Origin of the sequence: Tsukamurella sp. NPDC003166, from assembly GCF_040611135.1 — a bacterium.
Taxonomy (GTDB): domain Bacteria; phylum Actinomycetota; class Actinomycetes; order Mycobacteriales; family Mycobacteriaceae; genus Tsukamurella.
In genome coordinates, this window is the sequence record NZ_JBEXNL010000001.1 from 104,173 (window position 1) to 131,014 (window position 26,842).

A 26,842-nucleotide genomic window follows, 5' to 3' on the forward strand; every position below is an offset into this window, starting at 1 on the left:
GCGGCGGCCGGGCGGCGGCGAGGTGCGGGCTAGGGTGGTCGAATGACCGACCCGTTGAGCCCGCTCGTCGCCGTCCCCGCCGTCGCGGAGGCGGCCGCCGCCGCCCGGGAGGCGCTCGCGAAGGTGCACCGTCATCCCGCGAACCGTCGTCAGTGGCGGGCTACGGCCACGGAATCGTCATTGCGCGGCGCCCGTGCGTCGGCGGCACTCGACGGTGCCGCGGTGGCGCTGAGTCGTGATGAGCTGATCAACGACCCCGTCCTGGCCGGGGCGATGCGCGCCTACCAGGCGATCGACGGCGATCTCCTGGACGCGAGCGTCGGCGTGTGGCGCCGGGCGCCGCTCCAGGTGCTGGCCCGGCTGCACACCCTGGCCGCTGCCGACCTGGTCGACGGTGACGACTCCCGGCTCGGCCGGCCACGGCCGGGCGCGGGTGAGCGGCTCTCGTTGCTCGCGCAGCTGGTCACGGGCGGTACGGAGGCGCCTGCGCCCGTGGTCGCGGCTGTCGTGCACGGGGAGCTGCTGTCGCTGCGGCCCTTCGAGGTGTCCGACGGGGTGGTGGCCCGCGCGGCGTCGCGCCTGGTCACCGTGGCGTCCGGTCTGGACCCGCACGCGCTGGGGATCCCCGAGACCACGTGGCTCAAGTTCGCCCCGAGCTACGCCGACGCCGCGGATGCGTTCGGGATGGGCGACCCCGACGGCGTGGTCGCGTGGGTGGTGTTGTGCTGCCAGGCGCTGGAGGCCGGTGGCGTGGAAGCGCTCGCGTTGGCCGAGCGCTGAACCGGTGTGGCGCGGTGGCCAGTCGGGAACGGAGTGGCGCTCGCGGTGGCCGAGCGCTGGTCGCGCAACCCACTCCGGACATGCGCAACGGCGACCCGGCCTGAGCTCCAGGTGCGCACCCGACGGTGTGTCCTGAAGAACGGGTCCGAATCGCCGTTCGCTAGCACGGATCCCGGTTACCAAGCGTGCGTGAGGGTGGGCTGTATTACGGCCTCGGCGTACCCGGAGAGAGATCCACTATCCGCAGACCTTGTGCTGACCACTGATCTCTCCGGTGACGCAGGCCGACAGCGCTTTCCGCCATAGGTGGCGAGCTCCGCGTGGGTGCCTGGTGTCCGTGCTGGGAGCCTTGACGCTCAGGGATCCTCGACCTTCTCTTCCGGTGAGGATCTGGCTTTGCGCCGCTCCGTGATTCATTTGTACCCTGTGAGCGGCGTCACATCAAGGGGGTGGCGGAAAAAATCTCCGATTGCTTTCGCGATCGGGGTTCAGCTCTTCTTCCGATGCAGCGCAAGGTAAGTCGCGACGCCCGCGCCGGCTGCGACCACGCCGAGCCCGGCGGTCGCGAGGACGGAGTTCCGCGAGGGCGTGGGGATGCGGTCTCGGAGCGGCGCGGGGTTCGAGAAGGACACGACGGGCCAGCCGCGCTCGGACGCTTCTTTGCGCAGGCCGCGGTCGGGGTTCACGGCGGTCGGGTGGCCGACGGCGGCGAGCATCGGGACATCGGTGATCGAGTCCGAGTACGCGAAGCATTGCGTGAGGTCGTAGCCGTGTTCGGCGGCGAGCGCCTCCATGGCGACCACCTTGTTCTCACCGTAGCAGTAGAACTCCACCTCGCCGGCGTACTTGCCGTCCTCGACCTTCATCTTCGAGGCGACGGAGTAGTCGGCGCCCAGCATCTCGGCGATCGGGGCGACCATCTCCTCGCCGGAGGCCGACACGATCACCACGTCGTGCCCGCGGGCGTGGTGGCCGGCGATGAGCTCGGAAGCCTCGGCGAACACCAGCGGGTTCACCACGTCGTGCAGGGTCTCGCGCACGATCGAGCGCACTTGTTCGACGTTCCATCCGTCGGTCATCTGCGTCAGATGCTCGCGCATGCGTTCCATCTGGTCGTGATCGGCTGCGGTGAGCATCATGAGGAACTGTGCGTAGCTCGATTTGAGTACCGCGCGGCGGTTGAGGAGGCCCTCGTCGAAGAAGGGACGCGAGAAGGCCAGCGCGGACGATTTCGCGATGATCGTCTTGTCCAGGTCGAAGAAGGCGGCGACCCGGCGCACCGGGGCCTCGTCGGGCGCGGTTGGGCTCACGCGGAACACACTACCGCTGCCACGTCGATCCGTGCCCCGCAAGAGCGGACCCGGGATTCCTCCACAGGTATTTCGAACGACGCGATTCCTCCACAGGTCCGGCCCGCACCCGAGGGAACCGGGGCGTGAGGGGGCGATGCTGGGCCCATGCGAGGGATCGAGATCGGTATGGCGGTGGCCGACAGCGCGCTGGCGGACGATGTGCGGCGCGCGGCCGCTGCGGCGGCGCGTGCGGTCACGGACATCGATCGGGGGCGCCCGCGCGCCGGCTGGGCGTCCGCCGCGGGCCTGGTGCTCGACCTGGCCGCGGCCACGGCGATGGCCGAGGCCGCGCGGAGCGGCGGCCTGCCCCGTCGGGAGGGCGTCGCGATCGTCGCGGCGCAGGCCGGGATGGCAGAGCTCGCGGCCGCGGTGGAGGTGGGCGCCGCGCAGGTCTTCGTTCTGCCCGAGCAGGTTCGGGACCTCGCCCGGTTCCTCGCCGCCCGCGAGCAGGACGACGGTGAGCGGTCCAGGGTCGTTGCCGTCGTCGGCGGGCACGGCGGCGCGGGCGCGTCGGTACTGGCCGCCGCGGTCGCGGTCGCGGCGCCGGGCCGGGGCGTGACGGCCCTGGCCGTCGATGCGGATCCGTGGGGCGGAGGCCTGGACCTGCTGCTGGGCTGCGCGGATCTGCCGGGCCTGCGCTGGGGCGATCTTGCGCTGCGGGGTGGGCACGTCCCCTCCGATGCGCTCGTGGCGGCGCTGCCGGGCCGAGCCGGCGCCGTCGCGGTGCTGTCCGCCGGCGGCGGTGCAGGAGTCCCTGAGATCCCCGTCGAGGGCCTGCTCGCGGTCATCGACGCGGGGCGCCGCAGCGTCGGCGTCACCGTCGTCGACCTGCCTCGCCGCGACGACCCGGCCACCTCGGCGTGCTTGGAGGTCGCCGATGCCGTGGTCGTGGTGGTCGGGGCCACCGTCCGCGGCTGCGCGGCGGGCCGGGCGGTCGCCGGCGGGCTGGCGGGCAGGGCCCGGTCGGTCGGACTGGTGGTCCGCGGACCGTCGCCGGGCGGGCTGTCGGCGCGCGACGTCGAGCGCGCCGTGGGGCTGCCGCTCCTGGCCTCGATGCGCCCGCAGCCGCGCCTCGACGAGCAGCTCGACGGTGCCGGGCTGCGCCTGCGCAGGGGCACGCCCCTCGAAGTCGCGGCCGGACGTGTTCTCGACGGCGTGCGGCGGGGTGCGGCGTGACCGCGCCGGATTCGGACCTGCTCGCCAGGGTGCGGGAGCGGCTCGCCCACACGGCCACCGCACTCACCCCCGATGTCATGGCTGCTGCGCTGCGCGCGGAGTGCGGCGGCGTCCTCGGCGACACCGACCTGCTCGACGGCCTCGCCTACCTCGAGACGGAGCTCGTCGGCGCCGGCCGGCTCGAGCCGCTGCTCGGCGACCCGGCGGTGGCGGACGTCCTGGTCGTAGGCCCGCGGCGCGTGTGGGTGGATCGGGGTGCGGGTCTCGAGCTCACGGACGTCGTCTTCGAGGACGACGACGCCGTGCGCCGCCTCGCGGCGCGGCTCGCGCTCACCGCGGGCCGGCGCCTCGACGACGCGCAACCGTGGGTCGACGGACATCTGCCGGCGGGGCCCGGCGGCCGGGCGGGTAGCGGTATCCGGCTGCACGCCGTGCTCCCGCCGCTGGCGCACGGCGGCACGTGCATCTCGCTGCGCGTGCTGCGGCCGGCGACCCAGACGCTCGACACGCTGATCGCCGGCGGCGCGGTACCGGCGGAGGTGGCAGACCTGGTGCGCCGGGTGGTGGCCGCGCGGCTGGCGTTCCTCGTGGTGGGCGGCACCGGCTCCGGCAAGACCACGCTGCTCAACGGACTGCTCGGCGCGGTGGATCCGGACGAGCGGGTGCTGTGCGTGGAAGACGCGCACGAGCTCGATCCGGTGCACCCCCACGTGGTCTCGCTCCTCGCGCGCGGCGCCAACGTCGAGGGCGTCGGCGAGGTGACGGTCCGCGACCTGGTGCGGCAGGCTCTGCGGATGCGGCCGGACCGGATCGTGGTCGGCGAGGTGCGCGGCGCCGAGGTCGTCGATCTCCTCACGGCGCTCAACACCGGCCACGACGGTGGTGCGGGCACCGTCCACGCCAACTCCCCGCGGGAGGTCCCGGCGCGGCTCGAGGCGCTCGCCGCGCTCGGTGGGCTCGGTCGGGAGGCGCTGCACGCGCAGTTGGCGGCGGCGTTCCAGATCGTCTTCTCGGTGCACCGCTGGCCGTCGGGCCGGCGCGGGCTGCGTAGCATCGGCGTCGTCGAGCGCGGCGGATCCGGCTACGTGCGGGTCCTGCCCGTCTGGGAGCGCGACGGCGGTTTCACGGAGTCCGCGGACCGGGTGACCGCGCTGCTCGCGGAGCGGGGTGCGTCATGACGGGCCTGGTCCTCGTGCTGCTCGCCGGCGCGATGGTGATCTGGCCCGGTGGCGCCGGTGTCGCCCGGCTCCGGGCGGCGCACGCGCCGGGCCGCGCCCGCCGAGCGGTGCGGTGGGGCTGGCTCGTGGTCGCGGTCCCCGTGAGTGCGCTGGCGATCGGGCCGGGGCAGGCCCTCGCCGCAGCGCTGGCGGCGGGCACCGCGCGGGAGCTGTGGGCGCGTACGCGGGCGCGGAACGAGTCCGCGGCGCGGCTCTCGGCGGTACTCGCGGGCGTGGATGCGATGGTCGCGGAGCTGTCCGTCGGCGCGCACCCGGCTGCGGCGTGCGCCACCGCGGGGCGGGATGCGGACGATCCGCACGTGCGATCGGTTTTCGCCGAGATGGCGGGGCGGGCGGAACTCGGTGGAGACGTGGCAGCCGGCCTGCGGAGGCACGCCGCCGAGAGCGCGGCCTGGGCGCGCATCGCGGCCGCGTGGGAGACGGGGACCAGGCACGGCATCGGCATGGGCGAGCTGCTCGCGTCGGTACGTGAGGACCTCCGATCCCGCGAAAGATACCTCGGGCGTGCGCATTCCGCTCTCGCCGGTGCCCGCGCCACCGCGCAGGTGCTCGCGGCGCTCCCCGTCCTGGGCGTCCTGATGGGCCAGCTCATCGACGCCGATCCCGTCGGTACGTTGCTCGGTACCGGCGCGGGTGGCGTGTTGCTCGTCGTCGGGACGTGCCTGACCTGCGCGGGGCTGCTCTGGTCCCGCTCGATCGCCGACGGTGCCGCCGGCGTCCCGTCGGGCGGGGGATCGTCGGGAGGCGGCACGTGAGCGGGCACGGGCCGCTCGCGGCTGCACTGTTGCTCCTCGCGGCGGCACTGCTCGTGCTCCCGCTGGCGGCGCGGGCACGGCTCGTGGCGGACGCCCCGGGCGGCGCAGAGCGGCACCGCCCACGGATCCCGCGACGCGCGCCGACACCGGACCCGTTCGACGCCGCGGCGGCGTACGACCTGTTCGCGGTGTGCCTGCGTGCGGGCATGCCGACGGCGGACGCGGCGCGTGCGGTCGCGATCGAGGCGCCCGTGGCGCTGGCGGCGGTGCTGAACCGGGCGGCGGAGCTGCTCGCGCTCGGTTCCGACGCCGAGACCGCCTGGCGCACCGATTCGGCGGCCCCGCAGGTCGTCGCACTGACCCGCATGCTGCGACGGTCCGCCCGTGCCGGGTCGCCACCCGCGGTCGGACTGGCGGACCTCGCGCGCACGGAGCGTGCACAGGCCGAGGACAGGGCCGTGGCGGCGGGGGAACGCGCGGGTGTCGCGGTGGCGGGCCCGCTGGGGCTGTGTTTCCTGCCGGCCTTCGTGTGCCTCGGCATCGTGCCGGTGGTGATGGGACTCGCGGGCAAGGTGCTCGGGGAGGGGCTGCTCTAGCGGCCCGACGAAAGGGGGATGGAATGTGGATTCGATTGCGGTGCAAGATGACCGAGCTCATGTTGGAAGAGGAGGGGATGAGCACCGTCGAATACGCGATAGGCACTATCGCTGCCGCGGCGTTCGGCGCGGTGCTCTACGGGGTCGTCACCGGCGACAACATCATCAGCGGTCTGACCTCGATCATCGGCAAGGCGCTGGGCACCTCCACCGGCTAGCGGGCGAGGCGGGCGCGGTCACGGTCGAGGCCGCGTTCGCCGTCGCCAGCCTGATCACGGTGCTGGTGCTCAGCGTCGGTGCGGTCGTCGGCGTCACCGCGCACGTCCGGTGCGTCGACGCGGCGCGGGAGGCGGCTCGGCTCGCCGCCCGGGGTGACGACGGTCGAGCGTCCCGTGCGGTCGCCGAGGTCGGGCCGCCCGGCGCGTCGTCGACGGTGAGCCGTGACGGCGAGACCGTCACGGTGCGGGTCAGGGCCCAGGTGGCACTGCTCCCGGGCCTGACGGTGTCTGCGACCGCCGTGGCGGCGGTCGAGCCCGGGACGGGGCCGTGACCTGCGCTCCGCCGCGGGCGGTGCCGTTGCGCGCAGGCGCGGAGGACGGGGTGGCGACAGTGCTGGCGGCGGTGATGGTCGCTGCGATCATCACAGTGGTCGTCATGGTGGTGGACGTCGGCGCTGCGGTATCCGCGCGCCACCGGGCCCAGGCCGCAGCCGACCTCGCGGCACTCGCCGGTGCGGCGAGTGCGATCGACGTCGACGCGGCGTGCGCGGCGGCGGACCGTCTGGCCCGTGCCAACGCGGGATCGCTGCGCGCCTGTTCCGTGGACGGATTCGAGGTGGTCGTGCGCGTGAGTGTTCCGGTGTCGCTGGCGGTCTTCGGGTCCGGCGAGGCCGTCGCCATCGCGCGTGCGGGTCCCGAGTAGGCGCGCACCGGCTGCGCGGCGCCGTCCACCGGCGCACACTGGGGCGATGGCGTACGACGAGGGGCTCGCGGACAGGATCCGGGACGCTATCGACGGTGAGCCCGGGGTCACCGAGAGGCGGATGTTCGGCGGGTTGGCGTTCCTCGTCGACGGGCACATGGCGATCGCGGCGAACAGCCGCGGCGAAGCGATGGTCCACCTGCACCCGGACAGCACGGACGGGTTGATCGGCCCGCACGTGCGGGCCACCGTCATGCGCGGGCGGGAGATGCGTGGGTGGCTCGACCTCGCGGCGGAGGCGACGGCCTCGGACGTCGAGCTCGCGGAGTGGGTACGGCGCACCGTCGAGTACGCGCGGTCCCTGCCGCCCAGGTGACGTCCCGCCGGCGGCGTTCGCGTTCAGTCCGCGGGGAACGCGTCCGGAAAGGCGTCGGGGTAGTCGGTGTCGATGATGGACTGCAGGTACTCGCGGTGTCGCTGCAGGAACTCGTCGGCGCTCTGGCCGGAGATCGTCCAGCCGCCGTCGTCGCGGGTCACGAGTTGCTCGAGCAGCCGCCCGAGCCGGCGTCGTGGTCCGTCCGGCAGCGCCATGGCGAATTCGACGTAGGGGTCGACCTCCGGGAGATCATGCACCGCGGGCCACCGCCGCGAGCACGAGGTCGAGCACGATCACCGCGCCGGCCTTGTCGAGGGGGTCGTTCCCGTTGCCGCACTTGGGCGACTGCACGCACGAGGGACAGCCGGACGGGCATTCGCAGGCCGCGACGGCATCGCGGGTGGCCACCAGCCACGTCGCGATCGACTCGTAGCCGCGCTCGGCGAAACCCGCACCGCCGGGGTAGCCGTCGTAGACGAAGATCGACGGCAGGCCGGTGTCCTCGTGCAGCGCGGTCGACAGGCCGCCGATGTCCCAGCGGTCGCACGACGCCACCAGTGGCAAGAGGCCGATCGCCGCGTGCTCCGCGGCGTGCAGCGCCCCCGGCCAGCGTTCCGGGACGAGCCCCGCCGATTCGAGGACCTCCGGCGTCAGCGTGAGCAGCGTCGCCCGCGTCGCCAGCGTGGTCTCCGGCAGGTCCAGCGGGGCTGCGTCCAGCACCTCGCCGCTGCGCAGTGTGCGCAGGTAGCCCACCACCCGGCTGGTGACCTCGACCGAGACGAACCGCACGGCCACCGCGCCCAGGATCTCCGTCGCGTGCACGACGGTGACGTGCACGTCCAGGTCCTCGCGCGCGGAGGTGGTCCAGTCGGGCTCCTCCGCGTGCACCAGCGCCAGGCCCTCGTCGAGGTCGAGCTCGTCGACGACGTAGGACTCGCCCTGGTGCACGTGCACCGCGCCCTCGTGCACCGTCGACAGCGCCCGCGTGAAGTCGACCGTGCCCAGCAGCCTGCCCGAGGACTCCTCGACGATGAGGATCTCACTGCCCGCGCCGCCCCGGATGTTCACGCCCGCATGGGGATCGATCCCCGCGGCCAGGAAGTAGCCGGCCGGACGTTCGCGGAGCAGCCCGTCCGCCACCAGCCGCCCCACCACGTCCACCGCGCCCAGCGAAACCACCTCCGTTCGGCTGAGCGGGATCTCTGCCGCCGCGCACAACAGCTGCGGCCCCAGAACGTACGGGTTCCACGGGTCCGTGATGGTGGCCTCGACCGGTTTGCCGAGCAGCGAATCCGGATGGTGCACGAGGTAGGTGTCCAGCGGGTCGTCACGCGCGATCAGCAGGATCAGCGAGCCCTGCCCGCGCCGCCCGCTGCGCCCCGCCTGCTGCCAGAAGGACGCGACGGTGCCCGGGAATCCGGCCATGAGCACGGCGTCCAGGCCGGCGATGTCCACGCCGAGTTCCAGGGCGTTCGTGGTCGCGACGCCCAGCAGCGCACCGTCGTTCAGCCCTCGCTCCAGCGCCCGCCGGTCGTCGGCGAGGTACCCCGCGCGGTAGGCGGCGATCCGCTCGGCCAGTTCCGGGGTGGCCTCCGCGAGCATCCGCCGCGCGGAGAGCGCGACGGTCTCGGCGGACCGTCGGGACCGGACGAACGCGAGGGTGCGCGCACCCTCGACCACCAGGTCGGCGAGCATCCGCGCCGCCTCGGTGGTCGCGGCGCGGCGCACCGGCGCGCCGTTCTCACCCTCCAGGTCGGGCAGGAGCGGGGGCTCCCACAGCACGACGGTGCGCGGTCCGTGCGGTGACGAATCCTCGGTCACGGCAACACAGTCGGCGCCGATCAGCCGGGACGCCGCGCCGCCGGGATCGGATGTGGTGGCGGACGCGCAGATCACCGTCGGCGTGGCGCCGTACTTCGCCGCTACCCGCAACAGGCGTCGCAGCACCAGCGCGGTGTGCGAGCCGAACACCCCGCGGTAGTGGTGACACTCGTCGACCACCACGTAGCGCAGGCCGCGCAGGAATCGCGCCCACTTCGCATGCCGCGGAAGCAGTCCCACGTGCACCATGTCCGGGTTCGTGAACACCCAGCGGCTGTCCGACCGCGCCCAGCGCCGCATCTCCTGCGAGGTGTCGCCGTCGTACATGGCGGGCGAGGCGTCGCTCGGGCCATACTCCGTGGTCAGGCGAACCGCGGCCCGGTGCTGGTCCGTGCCGAGCGCCTTCGTGGGGGAGAGGTACAGCACCGTCGCGCGCGGATCGTCGGCGAGCGCTGCGAGCACCGGCAGCTGGTAGGCGAGCGATTTGCCCGATGCGGTGCCCGTGGAGATCACCGTGTGCCGGCCCGCGTACGCGTGTTCCGCCGCCTCGGCCTGATGCCGCCAGGGCCGCTGGACCCCCTCGTCGATGAGCCCGTTCCGCAGGCGGGGCGGAACCCACGAGGGCCAGTCGGCGAATTCCGCGCGCCGTGACGGGATGTCGGCGACATGGGTCAGGCTCTCGGCCCCGGAGCCCGCGCCGGCCTGGATCCTGGCGAGGAGCTCGCGCCCGAAGGTATTGTGCTCCACCGTGTCAGACCTCGCTTCGAAACGTGCACCGGCGACCGCGGGGGCGGTGACGGCGAGCGCCGTCCAGTCTAGCGGCGGCTCGAACGGGCGATCGGCGGGTGGGACGGAGGGTTAACGGCAGGCGAAATTCCCGCCGCCCGCTGTCGCTCGCCTGGAAATCGTGATTGACTGTATGTGGTCGCAGCTCCCGCCGGGGGTCCTAGAGGACCATCGGGGGATCGATGTTGCGGGCGTGGTACTGAAGGTTTTTGTGTGCGGTCTCCGCAAACGGCTCCAGAAAGTATGGCGGCCGGAACCGGCCAGGAGTCGCACCCCACTCGGGGAACGGTTCCTACACCGGTAGTTAGACAAGTTAGGAAACATCTCAATGGCACAGGGAACTGTGAAGTGGTTCAACGCGGAGAAGGGCTTCGGCTTCATCGCACCGGCCGACGGCTCGGATGACGTGTTCGTCCACTACTCGGAGATCCAGGGCAACGGCTTCCGTACCCTCGAGGAGAACCAGCTCGTGGAGTTCGAGGTCGGCCAGGGCACCAAGGGCCCGCAGGCCACCGGCGTCCGCGCCCTCTAAGAAACCCCGCACCACGCGATAAGCGTTTCTCGCAACGCCCCTCCGCTGTCACAGCGGAGGGGCGTTGTGCATTTCGGTCACGTTTCCCGTGTCGACGGAGCTCTGTCGCACCACGGGGCTCTAGGCTCATCACGTGTCCCAACTGTCACTGTTCTCCGCGGAGCAGACCGAGCCGTCGCCGCGCGACCTGGCCGGTCTACTGGCTGCGTCGGGACAGATCGTGCAGCTGGGCGGCAGCGCCCGCGTGTCCGTGGTCGTCCCGGACCAGTGGCGCGCCGATGCCATCGCCGCGATGATCGAGGAGGCGGGGCTGCGTGCCCAGCAGGGCGTCTCCGAAGAGGGGACTCCGCTGGTCCGGACCCTCGCCGCGCCCGAATTGCAGCCCATGTCGCTGGCGTGGACGCGCGGCGCGGTGAAGACGGCACCGTCGACCTGGGTGCCCGGACCGCGGGCCCTGCGCGCCTGGGCGCTGGCCGCGGGCGACGTCGACGGGGTGCACTACCTGCTCCACCTCGACCCGCACGCCCCCGAGAGCGCACCCGTCCTCGCGACCGCGCTGATGCGTGCCGGGGTCGCCCCCACCCTCGTGGGCACGCGCGGGACGAAACCCGCGTTGCGGGTCTCCGGGCATCGTCGGCTGCTGCGCCTGCGGGAGAGCATCGGCGACCCGCCCGCGCATCCCGGCGCCGCCGAGCACTGGCCTCAGCCGTAGGTCTGGGCCGACTGCGAGTATTCCGCGAGGCGTGCGACGGACCCTGTATATAAGGTGGGGCGAAAGGTGCGGCAGAATGCGTACCGGAGTGGCCGCTGCGTCGTAGGTGACGCGAGGGGTCGTTGGTGGTGACGCAGGTGCCACCGGAACAGATCAGGAGGGTCGATGGCGGCACGTGGGAAGGCAGCGGCAGGAGACGGCCTGCAGCGTCTGGTGATCGTGGAGTCCCCGGCCAAGGGCAAGAAGATCGGCGACTTCCTGGGGCCGAACTACACCGTCCGCGCGTCGATGGGCCACATCCGCGACCTCCCGAGCCGGGACAACCCGCTCCCCGAGGCCGACCAGGGCAAACCGTGGGCGCGCCTCGGCGTCGACGTCGACCACGACTTCGAGGCCCACTACGTCACCTCCGCGAGCAAGCGCTCCACCGTCTCCGAGCTGAAGTCGCTGCTCAAGCAGGCCGACGAGCTCTACCTCGCGACGGACGGTGACCGCGAGGGCGAGGCCATCGCGTGGCACCTGCAGGAGGTGCTCAAGCCGAAGGTCCCGGTCAAGCGGATGGTCTTCCACGAGATCACCCAGCAGGCTATCCTCGCCGCCGCCCAGGAGCCGCGCGAGCTCGACATGAACCTCGTCGACGCGCAGGAGACCCGCCGCATCCTCGACCGCCTCTACGGCTACGAGGTCAGCCCCGTGCTGTGGCGCAAGGTCAACCAGGGCCTGTCCGCGGGCCGCGTGCAGTCCGTCGCGACCCGCATCATCGTCGACCGGGAGCGCGAGCGCATCGCTTTCCGCACCGCCGGCTACTGGGATATCGCCGCGCAGCTCGACGCCGGCGCCGACGCGACGCCGCGCACCTTCGGCGCACGCCTGGTCACCGTCGACGGCGACCGCGTCGCCACCGGCCGCGACTTCGACGCCACGGGTCAGCTCCGCAAGCCCGCCGGGATCACCGTGCTCGACGGTGCCCGGGCGAACGCCCTGGTGGCGAGCCTGCAGGGCGCAAGCCTGACGGTGACCTCGGTCGAGGAGAAGCCCTACACGCGCAAGCCCTACGCGCCCTTCATGACCTCGACCCTGCAGCAGGAGGCGGGCCGCAAACTGCGGTTCACCACCGACCGCACGATGCAGATCGCGCAGCGCCTCTACGAGGGCGGCTACATCACCTACATGCGTACCGACTCGACCACGCTCTCCGAGACCGCGATCACTGCGGCCCGGGACCAGGCGCGGCAGCTGTACGGGCCCGAATTCGTGCACCCCACGCCGCGCCAGTACACGCGCAAGGTGAAGAACGCGCAGGAGGCGCACGAGGCGATCCGCCCCGCCGGCGAGACCTTCCAGACGCCGGGCGCGCTGGCGTCGGTGCTGAACTCCGACGAGTTCCGGCTCTACGAGCTGATCTGGCAGCGCACCGTCGCCTCGCAGATGGCCGACGTCAAGGGCACCACCCTCAGCCTGCGGATCGGCGGCACGGCCTCGTCGGGCGAGAACTGCGAGTTCGCCGCGTCGGGCCGCACCATCACCTTCCCCGGCTTCCTCTCGGCCTACGTCGAGACCGTCGACGACCAGGCCGGCGGCGAGGCCGACGACGCCGAGTCGCGCCTGCCGCAGCTGGTCACCGGGCAGGCCATCACGGCCGCCGAACTGACCGCCGCCGACCACGTGACCAGCCCGCCCGCCCGCTTCACCGAGGCCTCCCTGGTGAAGACGCTCGAGGAACTGGGCATCGGCCGACCGTCGACCTACGCGTCGATCATCAAGACCATCCAGGACCGCGGCTATGTCGTGAAGAAGGGCAACGCCCTCGTCCCGCAGTGGGTGGCCTTCGCTGTGATCGGCCTGCTCGAGGGCCACTTCGGCGGCCTCGTCGACTACAACTTCACCGCCTCGATGGAGGACGACCTCGACGAGATCGCGGGCGGTCGCGAGGGTCGCGTCGACTGGCTCACCCGGTTCTACTTCGGTTCCGACCTGGTCGAGCCGAACGGCACTGAGCGCGTCTCACCCGGGCTCAAGAACCTCGTCGCCGAGAACCTCGACGCGATCGACGCCCGCGAGATCAACTCGATCCCGCTCTACACCGACACCGACGGCAACGTCGTCTACGTGCGGGTGGGGCGGTACGGCCCGTACCTCGAGCGCACCGTCGCACCGGCCGACGGTGCCGGGGAACCGACGGTCCAGCGCGCCAACATCATGGCGTCCATGACGCCCGACGAGCTCACCGAGGAGGTCGCGGAGAAGCTGTTCGCGACCCCGCAGGACGGCCGCCCGCTCGGCGTCGACCCGGCCACCGGCCACGAGATCGTCGCCAAGGAGGGCCGGTTCGGCCCCTACGTCACCGAGCTGCTCCCGGCGCCCGACGAGGACACCGCGGACGCCGAGGAGCTCGATGAGACAGGCGCCGCCAAAGCGAAGCCGAAGACGCGGAAGAAGAAGGTCGAGGGCCCGAAGCCGCGCACCGGCTCGCTGCTCAAGACGATGGACATCGAGACCGTCACGCTCGAGGACGCGCTGCGGCTGCTGTCGCTGCCCCGTGTCGTGGGTGTCGATCCCGAGTCCAAGGAGGAGATCACCGCCCAGAACGGCCGCTACGGGCCGTACCTGAAGAAGGGCACCGACTCCCGCTCGCTGGCCACCGAGGATCAGATGTTCACGGTGACCCTCGAGGAGGCGCTCAAGCTGTACGCGGAGCCCAAGCGCCGGGGCCGCGGTGCGGCCGCCGCGCCGCCGCTGCGCGAGCTGGGCAACGACCCTGTGTCCGGCACCGCGATGGTCATCAAGGACGGCCGGTTCGGTCCGTACGTCACCGACGGTGAGACCAACGCCTCGCTCCGCAAGGGGGACGAGGTCGCGACGATCACCGACGAGCGCGCCTCCGAGCTGCTCGCGGATCGTCGTGCTCGCGGTCCGGTGAAGAAGAAGGCCACCAAGAAGGCGGCGGCCAAGAAGGCACCGGCGAAGAAGGCGCCCGCGAAGAAGGCGCCCGCGAAGAAGACCGCGGCCACCAAGACGGCGGCGAAGAAGACCGTGGCCACGAAGACGACGGCGGCGAAGAAGACCGTCGCGAAGAAGACCACCGCGGCGAAGGCGACCTCCACCGACGCGACCTGATCGGGGTTTGACCGTCGTCGGGCTCGGCGGCACGCCGGGTAGTCGATGGCGTGCGCTTGCGCGGGGGATGATGCCGTTCCGGTAGTGATGCGCGGGACGCGTCGCGTGCGAATGCGCAGTTCAGAAGCGTTGTCGCGGTCGCCCGCATACGCAAACGCATACCCCGGCTGCATGGTCACGGCGTCCGGCGGGGCGTGAACGGCGCGCGGGGCACAGTCGACCCCCCTAGCGCAGGGGCGGTGTTCGGTGGGGGAGTGAACGCGGCGCGGGGGACGGCCGTAGGCGGCGCCGCTACTCAGCGGCCGACGCACACCGGGACCGCCACGGCGCGACGGGGATGAAGCGGACGCACCCGGGGTGTCGCCGAGCGTGTTGCCCGGTCATCGGGCGCAGAGGTATGCACGGCGCGCATGGCAGGCTGCGGAGATACTAGTCTTGACCTGCAGGTATTTAGGTGATGCGTCCGGCGCATCGGTGTTCGGATCGACCACACCCTGTGCCGCGCCCGCCCTTGCCCAGCAGTCGGGCGCACCGTCCAGCGTGCGCGTCCAGCGGGTCTCAGTCCTCGATGGGGCGCGCCAGTTGGGTGAGCTGTCCGCGCCCACGCAGTTCGATGGCCTCGCCGAGGACCCACAGGGCCTGCTCGGCGGGCGTCGACGCCTCGACTGCCCGGCCTGCGGCGAGCAACGACGAGGGCTCCGACTTCGCGATCTCCGTGATCCGGGCGGCCTCGTTGACCGGGTCGCCGATCACCGTGTACTCGAACCGGGCGCGCGCGCCGATGTGTCCGGCGACCACCTGACCGGCGGAGACGCCGATCCCGAAGCCGGTGCCGCCGAGCACGTCGCTGAGCTGGAACCGCATCTCCCGCGCCGCCGCCAGCGCGGCTCCTGCGGCGTCCGGGTGCGGCAGCGGGGCGCCGAAGATCGCCAGCGCCGCGTCGCCCTGGAACTTGTTGACGAAGCCGCCGTGCAGGTCGACCAGATCCACGACCACCTTGAAGAAGTCGTTGAGCAGGTCCACGACCGCGGCGGGCTCCTCGGTGACGGCGAGCTTCGTGGAACCCACCAGGTCGACGAAGAGGACGCCCACCTCCTGGATCTCGCCGCCGAGGTGGGTGCCGTGCTCGAGCGCCTGACGGGCGACGTCCTCGCCCACGTACCGGCCGAACATGTCGCGCATCCGCTGCCGCTCGGCGAGGTCGTGCACCATGTCGTTGAACCCGGCCTGCAGCAGGCCCAGCTCGCTGGAGTCGTAGATCTTCACCGACGCGGTGAAGTCGCCGCCCCGCACCCTGCGCTGCGCGCGGAACAGGTCGCTGATCGGGTCGCCGATCGACTTCGCCGCGCGCACGGTGCCGAGCAGGCCCGCACCCAGGGCCACGACCGACAGCAGCAGCACGGGATTGACGACGGTACGCGCGTCCGGGTCGATCACGCCGGTCTCCTGCGAGACGACGACCATGATGATGCCCACGATCGGGGTCGCGGTGCCCAGCACCCAGCTCAGCAGGATCCGCGTCGTCACGGACAGTCCGGCCGTGCCCTGCGGTTCCTGGGCCAGTGCAGCGACGGTGATGGGCCGCAGCACCCGCTCCGTCTGCATGTAGCTCAGCGCGCACGTGGTGGTCGCGCCCAGCAGCACCGTCATCGCGATGACGATGGGGATCCCGCGTGAGCTGGTGAAGTTGATCACCACGAAGATCGCGCCGCCCACCAGCCACAGCACGGCCTGCATGAACGCCATGCGCCCGGGGATCGCGAGCGCTCGACGCGAGATCTCGGGGTCATGGGGTGCGCTGCGGCGGTGCCAGCGCAGCACCGGCAGCACCATCCACAGGCCGATCAGCATCCCGGCCAGGCTGGCGATGATCAGGTACGTGACGAACACCAACAGATTGACGCCGCTGATCTGCTGCAACTGCACCGACTGCTGGACCGGCAGCGCGAACCGCAGGAAGCCGAACACGAAAACGGCGCCCAGGATGTTCGATCGCAGGATGTCCAGCGCGAAGATCGGCCAGGGCGTCTTGGCTAGCCACCGCGCCAGTCGCAGTGCGCGACTGAGTCTGCTCTTCGGTGCTGCCACCGCTCCAACTTAGCCTGCGCTGTGTGATCGGGGGAGTGCCAGTCGGATGGCTAAGCTGAGGGGGTGAGCTCAGTGTTCGATCGCCTGGTGGGGCAGGAAGCGGTGGTGATCGGCCTCCGAGCCGCGGCGACGGCCGCGCGGGAGGTCGTCGCGAGTGGGGGCACGGTCGCGGACCTCGCCGGATCGGCCATGACGCACGCGTGGCTGTTCACCGGGCCGCCCGGTTCCGGCCGGTCCGTCGCGGCGCGCGCGCTCGCGGCGGCGCTGCAATGCGAAGATCCGGACGAGCCCGGGTGCGGACGCTGCCGCGCCTGCACGACGGTGTTGGCCGGAACCCATGCCGACGTGCGGTCCATCGCCCCCGACGGGCTGTCCATCGCGGTCAAACAGATGCGCGAGGTGGTGGCCGACGCGTCGCGGCGGCCGTCCGTCGGGCACTGGCAGATCGTGCTCATCGAGGACGCCGACCGCCTCACGGAGCAGGCCGGCAACGCACTGCTCAAGATGGTCGAGGAGCCGCCGGGACAGACGATCGTGCTGCTCTGCGCGCCGACGGTCGATCCGGAGGACATCTCCGTCACCCTGAAGTCCCGCTGCCGGCACGTGCCGCTCGTCACACCCTCGGCGCCTGCGATCGCCGCGGTGCTCGAGCGCGACGGCATCGACCCCGACCGGGCCGCCTGGGCCGCCGGGGTGTCCGGCGGCCATGTCGGCCGGGCCAAACGCCTCGCGACGGACCCCGAGGCGCAGAAGCAGCGCAAACAGGCGCTCGGGCTGGCCCGTGCCGCCACCTCGGAGGGCGTGTACGGGGTCGTCGAGCAGCTCCTGCGTGACGCGGAGAACACCGCCAAGGAGATCAACGCCGATCTCAACGAGCGCGAGACCGAGGAGCTGAAGACGGCGCTCGGCGCGGGCGGCAGTGGCCGGGGCACCGCGGGCGTGATGCGCGGCTCGGCCGGCCAGCTCAAGGACCTGGAGAAGCGGCAGAAGGCTCGCGGCACCCGCGCGGTGCGCGACGCGCTCGATCGCGCGCTCATCGACCTCGCGGCCCTGTTCCGCGACGCGTTGGTCCAGGGCACGGGCGCCCGGGTCACCCTCATGCATCCCGACGAGGCCGAGCAGACCCGCCGCCTCGCCGGCTTCGCCCGCCCCGAGGGGCTGCTGCGGTGCGTCGAGTCGATCCTCGAGTGCCGCGCGGCCATCGACCTCAACGTCAAGCCGGTCGTCGCGCTCGACGCGATGGCCGCCGGCGTCTCCTCCGCGCTGCGCGATCACCGCCGCTGAGCGGCCGCTGCGCTACTTCCCGCTGAACTGGACCTGCGCGAGGGTCGTCGACCACTTGCCGTTGGCGACCTTCACCAGCCCGGTGATCCACACCAGCACGTACTTCGACGACGGTGCCCCGCTCGCGGTGAAGTGCGTGGCCCCGTCGGACAGCGTGCCGCTCCAAACCTTCGTCGTGCCGTCGAGCGAGCTGAGCGACGACGAGTCCGCGATCCGGATCTCCACGGTCGAGCCGCCGCTGGGCGAGGTGATCGTGCCCGAGGTGATGGACACCGCCTTGTCCAGGGTGATGAGCAGGCCCGTCCCACTCTTGAGGCCGCCGAAGCCGGGACCGGAGAAGTAGTCGTCGGTCCGCCACGACGGCTTGTCGCCGGTGAGCACGTTCTCGGCGTACTTGGACGCCTCGGCGCCGCCCTGGAAGTAGACGGGCGTGACCGAGGAGGCGGTCACCGTCGAACCGCCCCCACCGGATCCCCCGGTGCCGGGCCGGTCCACCACGTAGAACACTCCCGCCGCCAGCGCGACGATGACCACGGCCACCAGCGCGGCGACCGCGCGGCCCCACCTGCGGGGCCTCGCGGGGGCGGGCGCGACGGGGGCCTGTTGCCGGGCCGAGGCGGGGAGCTGCTCGGCGCGGGTGGGTGCGGGTTGCGCCGCGGTGTGCGGTCCCGGGTACTCGCCGGTCGGGACGTACTGTCCCGTCGGCGGTCCCGGGTGGGGCGCGGTGCCGGGGCCGGCCTGGGCGCCCGTCTGTTCGCCGGTGAACGCGGGCACGGGCTGCTGCGCGGTCCCCGCAGGCATACCCGACGGTGCCTCCCCGCGCAGCCCGGCGACGAACTCGGCGCAGGTCGCGTACCGGTCCTCGGGTCGCTTGGCGAGGGCTTTGCGGAAGACGGCGTCGAGGTGGCCCGGCAGTGCTGAGTTGCGAGCGGTGATCTTCGGCGCGGGCTGGTTCAGGTGTGCGGCGATGACGGCCGCGGGGGAGTCCCCGGGGAACGGCGGAGCGCCGGTGAGCAGCTCGAACACCGTGCAGCCGAGCGAGTAGAGGTCGGCCCGGTTGTCGAGGTTCTTGTTGTCGAAGGCCTCCGGCGACATGTACGACATGGTGCCGACCGTGATGCCCGTCGAGGTGACGCCGACCGCCTCTCCCGCGGCCTTCGCGATGCCGAAATCGGCGAGCTTGACCTGCGGCGTACCGTCGGCGTCGAAGGCCACGAGGATGTTGGCGGGTTTGACGTCGCGGTGGGTGATCCGCGCCTGCCGGTAGGCGTAGTCGAGGGCCGCCCCCGCACCGTCGGCGATGTCGATGGCGAGAGGCAGGGGCATCGGCCCGCGCTGGGCGAGCATCTGCGCGGTGTCCGGCCCGGCGACGTACTCCATCGTGATCCAGAGCCGGCCGTCGACCTCGCCGCGGTCGTACAGGTGGATGATGTTGCGGTGGTTGAGCTGGGCGAGGACATACGCCTCGCGCTCGAATCGTGCCTTGTACTGCGGGTTGCTGCTCACGGACGTGTGCAGCAGCTTGAGGGCGTCCTGCCGGGGGAGTCGCGGATGCTGGACGAGGTACACCTCGCCCATCCCGCCGCCGCCGAGTTTGCGGATCACGCGATAGCCCGCGACCTGCTGCTCGTTCATCCACTCCCCCTCACACCGGACCGCCCGTCGACCGCACCGAGTCAACGGTAGCGGTAGACGGGCGGAAGCAGTGATCGGTGCAGGTCAGACGGTGACCTTGGCGTGGCTGCTGGAGCTCAGGCGCAGGCCCGACTCCTCGCCGAGCGACAACTCGCTGTTCAGGCGCTTGGCGTCCTCGAAGTAGCTCATGGACATGCGCCAGTCGTCGGCCTCGCCCTGGCGGGGCAGCTCGTGCAGTGCGCGCTGGACGTAGCCGGCCTCGAAGTCGAGGGCGGGGCGGGTCGGCATGTCGGGGTCGGCGACCGCAACCGCGGTGTCGAGGCCCCTCTCGTCCATCGCGGAGATCAGTGTGGTGATGTACTTCCACAGCATCCCGACCTTGAGCGTCCACGACGAGTTGGTGTAGCCGATGGCGAGCGCCGCGTTCGGAACGCCCGAGAGCATGGCGCCGCGGTGGATGACGGCGTTCGGCACGTCGACGTCGCGGCCGTCGACCGACAGGGTCACCCCGCCGAGCAGCTTCAGCTTGAGTCCGGTGGCGGTGACGATGATGTCGGCGTCGAGGTGCTCGCCGCTCGCCAGCTCGATGCCGGTCTCGTCGAAGGTCGCGATCTTGTCGGTCGCGACGGCGGCGTCGCCGCTGCGGATGGCCTTGAACAGGTCGCCGTCGGGCACGGCGCACAGACGCTGGTCCCACGGGTTGTACGGCGGGTTGAAGTGCACGTCCACCGGGTAGCCCTTGGGCAGGCGCTTGGCGTTCTCGCTGCGGATGATCTTCCGGGCGAGGTCGGGGAAGCGCTGCGCGAAGACGTAGACGCCGCGCTGCTGCCAGATGAAGCGCTTGCGCGAAAGGTCGTGGCCGATCTTGTGGCCGAAGGCGCGGTGGAACAGGTTCGTCAGCGGGTCCTGCTTCGGCACCGGCATGATGTACGTCGGCGTGCGCTGCAGCATCGTCACGTGCGCGGCGCGCTTGCTCCCCGTCAGCAGCGACGGGACCAGGGTCACCGCGGTCGCGCCGGAGCCGATCACGACGACCTTCTTGCCGTTGTAGTCCAGGTCCTCCGGCCAGAACTGCGGGTGGATGATCTGCCCCTGGAAGCTCTCGCGTCCGGCGAACTCGGGCGTGAAGCCCTCGTCGTAGTCGTAGTAGCCGGTGCCCGCGAGGATCCAGCCGGCGGTGAGCACGCGGCGCTCGCCGGCGTGATCGATCTGCAGTGTCCAGCGGCCGTCCTCGCTCGACCAATCGGCGGAGACCACCTTGTGGTCGTAACGGATCTTGTCGGTGAGGTCGTTCTCCTCGATGGTCTCGCGCAGGTAGTCGAGGATCTTGTGCGCGTCGGCGATGGAGTCCTTGGACTCCCAGGGCTTGAACTCGTAGCCGAAGGTGTGCAGGTCGGAGTCGGAGCGGATGCCGGGGTACTTGAACAGGTCCCACGTGCCGCCGAAGGTCGCGCGGCCCTCGAGGATCGCGAAGGACTTCGACGGCAGCTCGGTGGTGATGTAGTGCCCGGCGCCGATGCCGGAGATGCCGGCCCCGATCACGATGATGTCGAGGTGCTCCGGTGTGGTGCTCGTCATGGGTGATTCTCCTGGTCCGAGGGCTCCGTGATAGAACCGATGACTCACTCTCTCGCTCGGCGGCCCCTTGCGGCCAGCACAGATTGCACCCGGTTGTCCCTCAGATTGGTGCAGATCGTCACGCGGGCCCGTCCGGGCCGAGCCAGCGCAACACGTCCAGCGCCACGGCCACGCCCGTCGGGTTGTCCGTCAGCGGGCGGGGAAGGAGCTCGTCCGCCCTGGTCAGGCGGCGGATCACCGTGTTGCGGTGGGTGTAGAGCCGCTCGGCGGTGCGGGAGGTGTTGAACTGTTCCTCGACGTACGCGGCCACCGTCTCGCGGGTCTCCCGATCAGCGGTCAGTAGATCGCCGAGGGTGTCCCGGACGAACTCGTCGGCCTTTCCGGTGTCGCTCGTGACCAGCGAGAGCAGCGCGATGTCGTCGTACCCGGCCACTCGCCGACGGGTCCGCAGGCGGGTCATCACGCGCTGCGCCGTGCCCGCGTCCAGATGGCTGCGGCGGAAACCCTCGAGGTCGTCGCCCGGACGACCGATCGCCACGCGGACCTCGGGGTGGTCGGCCAGTTCGCGGGCCAGGTCTCCGGAGTTCGGGACGACGGTTCCGGGAAGCCACAGCCACAGCGCCGACGCGCTCGCGACGACGGTGAGCGGCCGGGTCACCCCGGCGTGCCGGGCGAGGGCGTGGGCGGCGGCGTCGAGGTCGCCGACGGTGCCGGTGGTCCAGATGACTGCCGCGGTGTGCGGGCCGGTGAGCCGGTAGCCCAGCTGCTGCTCGGCGCGGGGTCGGGTGATCGGGGCGCCCTCGAGGATCAACGAGACCGCAGCCAGACGGTCCGCATTGGTCCCGGTCGTGAGCTGCTCGCGTTCGCCGGCCATCCGGATCGTGATGGCGTCGATGGTGTCGTCGACATAGGCCGACATCGAGGCCCACGTGATGGTCAGGAGCTCGCGCAGTTCCGCGGGGTCGTCGGTGAGCTCGAAGCAGACGTTCATCCACAGCGCCCAGGCGGTGTTGAGGCCCTTGCGGTAGGTGTCGATGCCGTGCAGGTCGAGGCCCCGTCGGACGAGGTCCCGCGCGACGGCGAGGGCGTCCGCGGAGTCGATGTTCGGCGGTACCCGGCGGCCCGGGTGGGCGAGGTTGTGCGCCGCCCAGTGCAGCATCACCGCGGTGTCGGAGTTGCGCACCAGCTCCGCCAGTGTCGGATCCGCGGCGATGGGGGACAGGATGATGCCGGTCAACGTCGCGTCCTGCAGCGCGGTCACCCATTCGTCGGGGGCGTTGCTGGCGAACTCCGCGGCGCGCCGGATGAGCTCCTTCACCCGGTCCGAGGGCTCGGGCCAGCTCTGCTCCATCGGCGCACCCATGGGAGGAACCCTACTGACCCGGGGCGTCGTTAGGGTGTGCCCGTGACGGGAATTCGGACAGTCGTGGATCGGATGGAGACGCACCAGGTCGCGCTGTACCTGGCCGGCCTCGCCCTCGGTGCCGCGCTCGGCCTCACCGTCCCGACGGTGGCCGGCCCCGCGGGGGTACTCGTCGAACCCGTCCTCGCGGTGCTGCTGTACGCGACCTTCCTCGGGATCCCGTTCGCCCGCATGGGCGAGGCGCTGCGCGACGTCCGGTTCCTCGGCACGGCGCTGGCGGTGAACTTCGTCGCGGTGCCGCTCGTGGTGCTGCTGGTGTCGCGGATCGTCGCGCACGACCGCGTGCTGCTGGTGGGGGTGCTTTTCGTACTGCTCACCCCGTGCGTCGACTACGTGATCGTGTTCAGCGGCCTCGCCGGTGGGGCGACGGACCGGCTGCTCGCGGCCGCGCCTCTGCTCATGCTGGCGCAGATGGTCCTGCTGCCCGCGTACCTGTGGCTGTTCGTGGGCGCCGACGTCGTCCGGACCCTCGAGGTCGCGCCCTTCGTCCGCGCGTTCGTCGTGATCATCGCGGTGCCGCTCGTGCTGGCCGGCGCGACGCAGTGGGCGGCGGAGCGCGCTCGCTGGGGTGCCGTGCTCTCCGCGGCGGTGTCGGGCGCGATGGTGCCGGTCATGGTGCTCACGCTGGCGGTGGTGGTCGCATCGCAGATCGCGGGTGTGCGTCCCGAGCTGTCGTCGCTGCTGCTGACGGTCCCGGTCTACGTGCTGTTCGCGGCCGTCATGACCCCGATCGGCGCGGCGGCGGGACGGGTCGCCGGGCTGGACGTCCCGGGCCGGCGCAGCGTCGTGTTCAGTGGTGTGACCCGGAACTCGCTGGTGATCCTGCCGCTGGTCCTGGCTCTCCCGGTCGCGTACGGTCTGGCGCCGCTGGTGGTGGTCACGCAGACCCTCGTCGAGCTGGTGGTGATGGTCGTCTTCGTCCGGCTCATCCCGCGCGTGATCCGCTAGCGGCGATCATCGCCGTATCCCACGCACAATCGGTGGATCATGTCGCTGTGCAGAGACCGCACCTGGTCGTGTGGAAGCAGCCCGGTGAGGGCCGACATGACCGCACCGTGGCCGGCGGTCCACAGCTGGCCCGCCCACATCGCCGGATGGTGCGACTCGCCCGGATGGAAACGACCGCCGCGGATGCAGCGATCGACGAGGCCCACGAACCTTTCGAACACCGCAGTGCCGGGGTCGTCGGTGTCGTCGGGCGGCTGATCGACGAACATGATGCGGTACATGGCGGGTTGCCGGCAGCCGTGATCGACCTGGATCGCGGCCGCGCGGGCGAGGTCCGCCACGGGGTCGTCGGTCGTCTCGGCGACGTCGAGCGCGGCCAGCAACGCCGTGATGGCGTGCCTGCGGACATGGCGATGGAGGTCGTCCATGCTGCCGAAGTAGGTGTACACAACGGTTGTCGAGGTGCCCGTCTCGCGGGCCAGCCGGCGAGCGGTCAACGCCGACCGTCCTTCGGTGCCGAGGATGCGGATCGCCGCGTCCATCACTGCGTTCCGAACCGCAGGGTCGAGCGCGCGCGGGCTCATGCCGTTCCCCTGGCGTGCCGAATCGACCACGCCCATGCCGCGGCGGTGATCACCCAGAGGGGATAGTTGAGTGCGATTCGCAGAAGTGCCATCGTGCCTGGCTGATCGTGCTGGTAGAACCACACCTGCGTCGCGGCACGCGTGGTGAACGCGACTGCCGCCACCGTCGTCGCGAGGCAATAGCCGAGCATGGCGCGCCTGTCGTGCCGCCATCGCATCGAGGTGCCGTTCAGTGCGCTCCAGAGGACTCCGGCGAGCGGCCACCGCAGCACCACCGACAGTGCGGCGGCCGCTGCGGCAGCCGCATAACCCCAGATGTCCGGAAGGAAGAAGTCACGCGCATCACCCGTCCGATACGCGAGCGCGGACGAGATGAGCACGCCGACCAGCCCGCCGATGGCGGGACGCACGGTCCGTCCGCGGAGGCGGCGCGCGATCAGCATCACGGTGGCGGCCGCGATCGCGACGACGGCGGCCGGTCCGATTCCGGTGACGGCGTGGGCGGCGACGAACACCAGGGAGGGCACGGCGGACTGCAGGAGGCCCGGGACGCCTCCGACGTGATCCCAGGCGGTCGGCCTGCGCCCGTCGGCGTAGACGGTGCGTTGATCGTTCACGCGGGATCACCTCGCTGTCGATTCACGTGCCGGCCCAAGGATGTTAGCGTAACACTGTTACGCTACGTGTGTTCCAGCGACGAGGATCCGCGGAGCGCGACTCGTCACGGCTCCGGCGAGGGATCGCCGTCCGCGTGGATCAGGATGACGGTCGCGGTGGCCGTGCCGGTCGCGACGAGCCGTCCGGACGAGTCAGTGAGGGTGGCATCGAGGAACGCCAGGCGATCGCGGCGCGCGATCACGCGCCCGCGCCCGAGGAGCCGACCCGGCCGTGCGGGCGCGACGAAGGTGGTCTTGAGCTCCAGAGTCTCCTGGAACTCGTCCGGCGCGAGAGTGGCGAGGAGGGCCGGCCCGACGGTGTCGTAGACCATCGCCGCGAGGAACCCGCCGAGTACCTCGCCCATCGGGTTCGTGAACGCCTCGGTCGCGGTGAACGCGACCTCGATCCACCCTCCATCGGGGTCCGCGTCGAGGAGCTCGAATCCGAGTGTCGCCGCAGCACGGGGGACGGGTGCCCGCCCGGCGATCGAATCCCAGAAGAGTCCTTCTCGACCATGAACGTCCATCTCTCTGACGGTACGACGTGGAGCGAGTGGTGTTAAGGGTCGGGAACACGGCGTTCTCGGTGAATCGCACGACCAAGGCCAGGTCAGAAAGTATCTCTGACCTGGCCTGATGGAGCCGCCTGCGAGAATCGAACTCGCGACCTTTTCATTACGAGTGAAGCGCTCTACCGACTGAGCTAAGGCGGCGTGGCCCCACACGGGTGCAGGACCGAGGACCAAGTCTACTGACCGCCCCGGCGACCACCAAATGCACCGCTCAGCTGGTCCGTCGCGCCGGTGGCAGCTCCCCCGTCGCTGCCGCCCGACGGGACGCCGTCCGCACCTCGGTCGGCGCGGCGGGACGTCTCGCCAGGACGCGGACCAGGAAGAACACGATTCCGGCGACGATCAGGAGCAGCGGTACTCCGAAGAACACCGCGAAGAAGACGGTCAGCTCATCGTTCATCTCCTTGCACACGGGCACCTCAGGCATCCGCGCGCATTCGCTGAGCCCCGCTTCGGCGAGGATCGACACTGCCGTCGTCATGGCTGCCGAGGCCGGTTCCGAGGCCGGGGCCAGGGCCAAGGCCGACGTCGTCATGACGGTGAGTCCGCGCCCCCCGGCGGCCGCCCGGGACCGCGCATCGGGCGCACTTTCGCGGGCATGCGCCCGGCATCGTCGAGCGCGCGGCGCAGCAGGAACTCGATCTGCGCGTTGACGCTGCGCAGATCGTCCGCGGCCCACTTCGCGAGCGCCTGATACACCGCGGGGTCGATCCGGAGCGGGACCGCCTTGCGGCCCCGCTCCTTCCCCGCCTCGGGCTCGTCCACTAGCTGTACAGGCTCCCCGTGTTCACCACCGGCGTGGTGCGACTGTCGGAGCAGAGGACCACCAGCAGGTTGGACACCATCGCCGCCCGGCGCTCGTCGTCGAGTTCGACGGTGCCGTTCTCCTCGAGCCGGGTGAGCGCGTTCTCGACGATGCCGACGGCGCCCTCCACGATCTTCTCGCGCGCCGCGAGCAGGGCGGACGCCTGCTGTCGCTGCAGCATTGCCTGCGCGATCTCGGGCGCGTAGGCGAGCGAGGAGATGCGGGCCTCGAGGATCTCGAGGCCGGCGAGCTCGACGCGTGCGGCGACCTGTTCGGCCAGCTCGGCGGCCACCTGGTCGGTGGATCCGCGCAGCGAGGTCGCGCCCGCCACGGCGTCGTCGGCGTCGTACGGGTGGCTGGTGGTCACGTGTCGCAGTGCGGACTCGGCCTGCGAGGCGATGAACTCCTCGTAGTCCTCCACCGCGAAGGTGGCCCGGGCGGTGTCCGCGACCTGCCAGACGATGATCGACGCGATGTTCACCGGGTTGCCGGTGGAGTCGTTCACCTTGAGCTCGGCGGTCTCGAAGTTGTGCACGCGCACCGAGACGCGCTGCCGCGTCGTCAGCGGTAGGACGAGGCCGAGGCCCTGGGTGCGCACGGTTCCCACGTACTTGCCGAACAGCTGCACCACCAGGGTGTGCCCTGGCGCGACGACCACGACCATGCTGACCAGCAACAGCGCGGCGATGGCCAGGACCACCGCGCCGACGATGAGTACCGGTGTCCGCGTCGAGATCGAGAGGATCACCAGTCCGACCGCGCCCGCGACGAGCGCGAGGAACCCGACGAACGCGGTCACGGCGGCGCCGGCGCCGGCATGCCACGCCGTGCGCTCCTCGACGGCCACCTGGGTGTCCTCGGGTTGAACGATGCCTGTCATCACCCCTCCTTATTCTGATATCACTTAAATAAGTGATATCAGAATAGTGGCGCCGCCGTCAAGGTTCCGTCAGGACCGCGTCAACATCCCTTCCGGGCGGAGCCGGATCCGAATAACGTTCCGGCTCATGATCTTCCTGCTGATCGTGGCCGGCGTTCTGTTGATCCTGCGCCTGATCCACGAGCTGTACTACCGGCGCGCGGATGCGCATCTCCTCGAATCGCACT

At 71.3% G+C, this 26,842-nt stretch carries 27 protein-coding genes and 1 tRNA gene; 14 read left to right on the forward strand and 14 right to left on the reverse strand.

The window, feature by feature from the left end; all coding sequences use genetic code 11:
* Positions 1 to 42 precede the first annotated feature (42 nt).
* On the forward strand, positions 43 to 780 hold the full coding sequence (locus ABZX10_RS00520; protein ID WP_355533353.1) for an oxidoreductase: 738 nt from the start codon (positions 43 to 45) through the stop codon (positions 778 to 780).
* 488 nt (positions 781 to 1,268) lie between these two features.
* Here ABZX10_RS00520 and ABZX10_RS00525 read toward each other — a convergent pair whose 3' ends face one another.
* Positions 1,269 to 2,099: an HAD-IB family hydrolase gene (locus ABZX10_RS00525; protein WP_355533356.1), complete on the reverse strand. Its 831-nt coding sequence runs from the start codon at positions 2,097 to 2,099 to the stop codon at positions 1,269 to 1,271.
* A 138-nt stretch (positions 2,100 to 2,237) separates the two neighbouring features.
* Here ABZX10_RS00525 and ssd point away from each other — a divergent pair, with 138 nt between their 5' ends.
* Genes ssd through ABZX10_RS00565 form a run of 8 tightly spaced genes read left to right on the forward strand, consistent with a single transcriptional unit; the run spans position 2,238 to position 7,194 of the window.
* Entirely contained in the window at positions 2,238 to 3,308 is a 1,071-nt protein-coding gene (ssd, locus tag ABZX10_RS00530; protein WP_355533359.1) for a septum site-determining protein Ssd, read from the forward strand.
* Positions 3,305 to 4,486: a TadA family conjugal transfer-associated ATPase gene (locus ABZX10_RS00535; RefSeq protein WP_355533361.1), complete on the forward strand. Its 1,182-nt coding sequence runs from the start codon at positions 3,305 to 3,307 to the stop codon at positions 4,484 to 4,486. Before ssd ends, ABZX10_RS00535 begins: the two co-directional genes overlap by 4 nt.
* Positions 4,483 to 5,301 (forward strand): type II secretion system F family protein, encoded by an 819-nt coding sequence (locus ABZX10_RS00540; RefSeq protein ID WP_355533364.1) that lies wholly within the window; start codon positions 4,483 to 4,485, stop codon positions 5,299 to 5,301. Before ABZX10_RS00535 ends, ABZX10_RS00540 begins: the two co-directional genes overlap by 4 nt.
* Positions 5,298 to 5,897, forward strand: coding sequence for a type II secretion system F family protein (locus tag ABZX10_RS00545; protein WP_355533367.1), 600 nt, complete (start codon positions 5,298 to 5,300; stop codon positions 5,895 to 5,897). The genes ABZX10_RS00540 and ABZX10_RS00545 overlap by 4 nt, the downstream gene beginning before the upstream one ends.
* A gap of 23 nt (positions 5,898 to 5,920) precedes the next feature.
* Complete coding sequence (locus ABZX10_RS00550) at positions 5,921 to 6,115, forward strand: DUF4244 domain-containing protein (RefSeq protein WP_355533370.1); 195 nt, start codon at positions 5,921 to 5,923, stop codon at positions 6,113 to 6,115.
* 50 nt (positions 6,116 to 6,165) lie between these two features.
* Positions 6,166 to 6,447 carry a TadE family type IV pilus minor pilin gene (locus ABZX10_RS00555; protein ID WP_355534059.1) on the forward strand — a complete coding sequence of 94 codons (282 nt, stop codon included), beginning with the start codon at positions 6,166 to 6,168 and terminating at the stop codon, positions 6,445 to 6,447.
* Between the two features lie 50 nt (positions 6,448 to 6,497).
* Positions 6,498 to 6,818: an Rv3654c family TadE-like protein gene (locus ABZX10_RS00560; RefSeq protein WP_355533373.1), complete on the forward strand. Its 321-nt coding sequence runs from the start codon at positions 6,498 to 6,500 to the stop codon at positions 6,816 to 6,818.
* A gap of 46 nt (positions 6,819 to 6,864) precedes the next feature.
* A complete protein-coding gene (locus ABZX10_RS00565) occupies positions 6,865 to 7,194 on the forward strand; it encodes a TfoX/Sxy family protein (protein ID WP_355533376.1) in 330 nt (109 codons plus the stop codon).
* A gap of 23 nt (positions 7,195 to 7,217) precedes the next feature.
* On the opposite strand, the gene ABZX10_RS00570 is transcribed toward ABZX10_RS00565, so the two are convergent.
* Positions 7,218 to 7,451 carry a hypothetical protein gene (locus tag ABZX10_RS00570; protein ID WP_355533379.1) on the reverse strand — a complete coding sequence of 78 codons (234 nt, stop codon included), beginning with the start codon at positions 7,449 to 7,451 and terminating at the stop codon, positions 7,218 to 7,220.
* Entirely contained in the window at positions 7,444 to 9,762 is a 2,319-nt protein-coding gene (locus tag ABZX10_RS00575) for a DEAD/DEAH box helicase (RefSeq protein WP_355533382.1), read from the reverse strand. The genes ABZX10_RS00570 and ABZX10_RS00575 overlap by 8 nt, the downstream gene beginning before the upstream one ends.
* 367 nt (positions 9,763 to 10,129) lie before the next feature.
* Here ABZX10_RS00575 and ABZX10_RS00580 point away from each other — a divergent pair, with 367 nt between their 5' ends.
* The 3 genes from ABZX10_RS00580 to topA all read left to right on the forward strand — a co-directional run bounded on the left by ABZX10_RS00580 (position 10,130) and on the right by topA (position 14,162).
* Complete coding sequence (locus ABZX10_RS00580) at positions 10,130 to 10,333, forward strand: cold-shock protein (RefSeq protein ID WP_068523077.1); 204 nt, start codon at positions 10,130 to 10,132, stop codon at positions 10,331 to 10,333.
* 133 nt (positions 10,334 to 10,466) lie between these two features.
* Positions 10,467 to 11,045, forward strand: a complete 579-nt coding sequence (locus tag ABZX10_RS00585; protein WP_355533387.1) for a hypothetical protein — start codon at positions 10,467 to 10,469, stop codon at positions 11,043 to 11,045.
* Positions 11,046 to 11,210: 165 nt separating this feature from the next.
* On the forward strand, positions 11,211 to 14,162 hold the full coding sequence (gene topA / locus ABZX10_RS00590) for a type I DNA topoisomerase (RefSeq protein ID WP_355533390.1): 2,952 nt from the start codon (positions 11,211 to 11,213) through the stop codon (positions 14,160 to 14,162).
* 558 nt (positions 14,163 to 14,720) lie between these two features.
* Here topA and ABZX10_RS00595 read toward each other — a convergent pair.
* Positions 14,721 to 16,250, reverse strand: a complete 1,530-nt coding sequence (locus ABZX10_RS00595) for an adenylate/guanylate cyclase domain-containing protein (protein ID WP_355533393.1) — start codon at positions 16,248 to 16,250, stop codon at positions 14,721 to 14,723.
* A 63-nt stretch (positions 16,251 to 16,313) separates the two neighbouring features.
* Here ABZX10_RS00595 and ABZX10_RS00600 point away from each other — a divergent pair, with 63 nt between their 5' ends.
* The gene (locus ABZX10_RS00600; RefSeq protein ID WP_355533396.1) at positions 16,314 to 17,534 is read left to right on the forward strand and encodes a DNA polymerase III subunit delta'; all 1,221 of its coding nucleotides are present in this window, start codon (positions 16,314 to 16,316) and stop codon (positions 17,532 to 17,534) included.
* A gap of 12 nt (positions 17,535 to 17,546) precedes the next feature.
* Here ABZX10_RS00600 and ABZX10_RS00605 read toward each other — a convergent pair whose 3' ends face one another.
* From ABZX10_RS00605 to ABZX10_RS00615, 3 genes are all read right to left on the reverse strand, one after another.
* A complete protein-coding gene (locus ABZX10_RS00605) occupies positions 17,547 to 19,169 on the reverse strand; it encodes a serine/threonine-protein kinase (RefSeq protein WP_355533399.1) in 1,623 nt (540 codons plus the stop codon).
* Positions 19,170 to 19,253: 84 nt separating this feature from the next.
* Complete coding sequence (locus tag ABZX10_RS00610; RefSeq protein ID WP_355533403.1) at positions 19,254 to 20,747, reverse strand: NAD(P)/FAD-dependent oxidoreductase; 1,494 nt, start codon at positions 20,745 to 20,747, stop codon at positions 19,254 to 19,256.
* A gap of 118 nt (positions 20,748 to 20,865) precedes the next feature.
* Positions 20,866 to 22,110, reverse strand: a complete 1,245-nt coding sequence (locus ABZX10_RS00615) for a helix-turn-helix domain-containing protein (RefSeq protein WP_355533406.1) — start codon at positions 22,108 to 22,110, stop codon at positions 20,866 to 20,868.
* 42 nt (positions 22,111 to 22,152) lie between these two features.
* Here ABZX10_RS00615 and ABZX10_RS00620 point away from each other — a divergent pair, with 42 nt between their 5' ends.
* On the forward strand, positions 22,153 to 23,118 hold the full coding sequence (locus ABZX10_RS00620) for an arsenic resistance protein (RefSeq protein ID WP_355533409.1): 966 nt from the start codon (positions 22,153 to 22,155) through the stop codon (positions 23,116 to 23,118).
* Here ABZX10_RS00620 and ABZX10_RS00625 read toward each other — a convergent pair.
* The 7 genes from ABZX10_RS00625 to ABZX10_RS00655 all read right to left on the reverse strand — a co-directional run bounded on the left by ABZX10_RS00625 (position 23,115) and on the right by ABZX10_RS00655 (position 26,615).
* On the reverse strand, positions 23,115 to 23,702 hold the full coding sequence (locus ABZX10_RS00625; RefSeq protein ID WP_355533412.1) for a TetR/AcrR family transcriptional regulator: 588 nt from the start codon (positions 23,700 to 23,702) through the stop codon (positions 23,115 to 23,117). The genes ABZX10_RS00620 and ABZX10_RS00625 overlap by 4 nt on opposite strands.
* On the reverse strand, positions 23,699 to 24,319 hold the full coding sequence (locus ABZX10_RS00630; RefSeq protein ID WP_355533415.1) for a DUF3159 domain-containing protein: 621 nt from the start codon (positions 24,317 to 24,319) through the stop codon (positions 23,699 to 23,701). The genes ABZX10_RS00625 and ABZX10_RS00630 overlap by 4 nt, the downstream gene beginning before the upstream one ends.
* Positions 24,320 to 24,423: 104 nt before the next feature.
* Positions 24,424 to 24,885 carry a PaaI family thioesterase gene (locus ABZX10_RS00635; protein WP_355533418.1) on the reverse strand — a complete coding sequence of 154 codons (462 nt, stop codon included), beginning with the start codon at positions 24,883 to 24,885 and terminating at the stop codon, positions 24,424 to 24,426.
* 110 nt (positions 24,886 to 24,995) lie between these two features.
* A tRNA-Thr gene (locus ABZX10_RS00640) sits at positions 24,996 to 25,071 on the reverse strand.
* 70 nt (positions 25,072 to 25,141) lie between these two features.
* Positions 25,142 to 25,357, reverse strand: coding sequence for a hypothetical protein (locus ABZX10_RS00645; protein WP_355533421.1), 216 nt, complete (start codon positions 25,355 to 25,357; stop codon positions 25,142 to 25,144).
* Between the two features lie 104 nt (positions 25,358 to 25,461).
* A complete protein-coding gene (locus ABZX10_RS00650; protein WP_355533424.1) occupies positions 25,462 to 25,695 on the reverse strand; it encodes a hypothetical protein in 234 nt (77 codons plus the stop codon).
* A complete protein-coding gene (locus ABZX10_RS00655; protein WP_355533427.1) occupies positions 25,695 to 26,615 on the reverse strand; it encodes an SPFH domain-containing protein in 921 nt (306 codons plus the stop codon). The genes ABZX10_RS00650 and ABZX10_RS00655 overlap by 1 nt, the downstream gene beginning before the upstream one ends.
* Between the last annotated feature and the right edge of the window lie 227 nt (positions 26,616 to 26,842).